Genomic DNA, 406 nt, shown 5'->3' on the forward strand with positions numbered 1-406 from the left:
GACTACGACCGGCCGACCGGCGCGGTCCGCGTTCTCTGATTCACAAGCACGAAGCAGTACGGCTGAGGGCCGCCACTCCCCGCTCGGGAGTGGCGGCCCTCGGCCGTCGTCACCGCGCCGTGGTCACTCCGGCAGCCGGTCCAGCAGGAAGGTGCCCAGTTCCTCGGTGATGGCCGTGTGCCCGGTGGTCGTGGACGAGCAGAGGAAGTCGTCCAGGTCGCTCCCGTCCGGCGCCAGCTCGTCGACGTTCGCGTACAGGTCCTCGGGCCGGTCGAGGTCACGGATCGACACGGCACTGACCGTGGGCACGAAGCAGACGTCCGGGTGGCGCAGGTCCACCGTCGCCCCGGCCTTCTCCAGCGCGGAGGCGAGAATCCGGTACGAGCCCAGCGTGCCGCCCGGGGCG

General features: G+C 71.4%; 1 pseudogene. It reads right to left on the reverse strand.

Going from position 1 to position 406, the window contains the following annotated elements:
• Positions 1–123: 123 nt before the first annotated feature.
• A pseudogene (locus tag RNB18_RS53025) lies at positions 124–406 on the reverse strand (hypothetical protein); the annotation flags it as partial.

This window comes from Streptomyces doebereineriae, from assembly GCF_031845645.1.
Lineage (GTDB): Bacteria > Actinomycetota > Actinomycetes > Streptomycetales > Streptomycetaceae > Streptomyces > Streptomyces canus.